The sequence below is a fragment of the Mediterraneibacter sp. 210702-DFI.3.120 genome (genome assembly GCF_020561005.1).
GTDB lineage: Bacteria > Bacillota > Clostridia > Lachnospirales > Lachnospiraceae > Mediterraneibacter > Mediterraneibacter faecis.
In genome coordinates, this window is sequence record NZ_JAJCNG010000081.1 from 1 (window position 1) to 475 (window position 475).

The following is a 475-nucleotide window of genomic DNA, read 5'->3' on the forward strand; positions in this document are numbered from 1 at the left end:
CGGATTCATATATTTAACATCTGTTGGAATACGTCCATGTTCTGCAAGTCTTACCCAATTCTTTTTTTGCTTATTTGCTTTCCTGCTGGAAGAAAAACCTTCAAGCTTAACGTGGGTATTACTGAATTGTATCTTAACGTTGTCCTGATAGAACTTCGGCATTGATCTCTTTCTGGACTTGAATCTTGGGAATTTTTGCAAACCTTTGAAAAAGTTCTTATACGCAGTACAGGCATCTTTGATTGCCTGTTTGGTTACATTATTTGAAATATTTAATAACCATGCGTATTCATCAGAATGTCTAAGCTTTGTAAATTCTTTTCTGAGTTCTGAATCTGAAATGAACTTGCCACCCTTTTCGTAGTTTTCTTTTTCCCTGGCCAAAGCCCAGTTATAAGCAAATCTTGAAGCTCCTGCGTACTGAAACATCTTAGTTTTCTGTACGTTGTTTGGTATCAACATTACTTTTATGGCT

At 36.0% G+C, this 475-nt stretch carries 1 protein-coding gene; it reads right to left on the reverse strand.

The window, feature by feature from the left end; all coding sequences use genetic code 11:
• Window positions 1-475: RNA-guided endonuclease InsQ/TnpB family protein (locus LI162_RS15285; protein ID WP_226901513.1), on the reverse strand; the 475-nt coding region annotated here is incomplete at both ends.